This window comes from Oleiphilus sp. HI0061, assembly GCF_001635675.1.
This window is the reverse complement of record NZ_LWFE01000255.1, coordinates 1-685: the sequence shown is the minus strand read 5'-3', so window position 1 is coordinate 685 and position 685 is coordinate 1. Positions and strand designations below refer to the sequence as shown.

The window sequence follows — 685 nt, the reverse complement described above, 5'->3', positions numbered from 1 at the left end:
TGCTAAAATTGCTGTTCCTGCCTGCAATGTTTGCCCATCTACTCCATGCTTAACGGTAAGTTGACATAAATTGTTTAGGCGCTCTGCAAATGCAGGGGTAAAGGTCTCAGGCATGTGCTGAACAATCAGTACAGGAACCGGCAGATTAGCCGGTAGCTTTGACAGTACTTTTTGTAAGGCAACCGGCCCACCCGTTGAAGCGCCGATGACTAGAAGGTCTACCGGGTGAGATAACTTCTTGGCTCTGTGCGTGGCGCGTTGACCACGATTAGTACTCTGTACTTCCGGGCGTGACGGCACACTTTTATTTGTAGTGCTTGGGCGTCCGCTCACTGCTCTACGCTTTAAAACACTTGAACTCTCACTTGCTTGTATACTGGATGAAGCCTCGGGGTTTAGTGAGCTAGCGCTGCTAACCGAGCCACTTTGAGAAGTTCCACTCTTTTTTGCAATAGCCAGGATTCTTTTCTTCAGAACCTCTTGCATTTTCCCTGCATCGCGAGCGATATCTTCAAAATTCTTTGGTAAAAAATCGACCGCTCCAGCTTCTAGCGCATCTAGCGTTACACGAGCACCTTCGTAGGTAAGAGATGAGAACATTAGAATAGATGTAGGACATTCTTGCATGATATGGCGAATAGCTGTAACGCCATCCATAACAGGCATCTCGTAATCCATGGTGACC

1 protein-coding gene is annotated in these 685 nt (G+C 47.4%); it reads right to left on the bottom strand.

Annotated features, from left to right (window positions below):
- A partial coding sequence (locus tag A3735_RS03210) for a chemotaxis protein CheB (RefSeq protein WP_156499366.1) occupies positions 1-685 on the bottom strand: 685 nt, incomplete at both ends.